Origin of the sequence: Pseudomonas sp. HY13-MNA-CIBAN-0226 (assembly GCF_040310305.1) — a bacterium.
Lineage (GTDB): Bacteria > Pseudomonadota > Gammaproteobacteria > Pseudomonadales > Pseudomonadaceae > Aquipseudomonas > Aquipseudomonas gregormendelii.
In genome coordinates this window covers 1-265 of record NZ_JBEOPS010000320.1, presented here as the reverse complement: position 1 = coordinate 265, position 265 = coordinate 1, and the positions used below count along the sequence as shown (strand labels likewise).

Below are 265 nucleotides of genomic sequence, written 5' to 3'. Positions count from 1 at the left end.
CGGCAGAGCCAAAAAATACACAGGCGGTGCTGATGGAATTAAAGAGAGCATTTCAGCGTTTACACCCGACGAATTGCAAGCTTGGGTAGATGCCATAAGAACAGTACTTGAAGCTAGTGTATATATAGAAGGAAGAGATTCACCTAACATACCACTTAATACAGAATCGGAAGAATTCAACGCTTGGCGTGTGCTTCGTCCGCGCTCTCTCGATCCAGAGCGCGATGCAGGACCACTTAATCTTGGTCGTTACAATGGTTTTGGC

1 protein-coding gene is annotated in these 265 nt (G+C 46.0%); it reads left to right on the top strand.

Going from position 1 to position 265, the window contains the following annotated elements; genetic code table 11:
* On the top strand, positions 1-265 hold a 265-nt coding region (locus AAEZ05_RS28925), incomplete at both ends, for a hypothetical protein (RefSeq protein ID WP_350650043.1).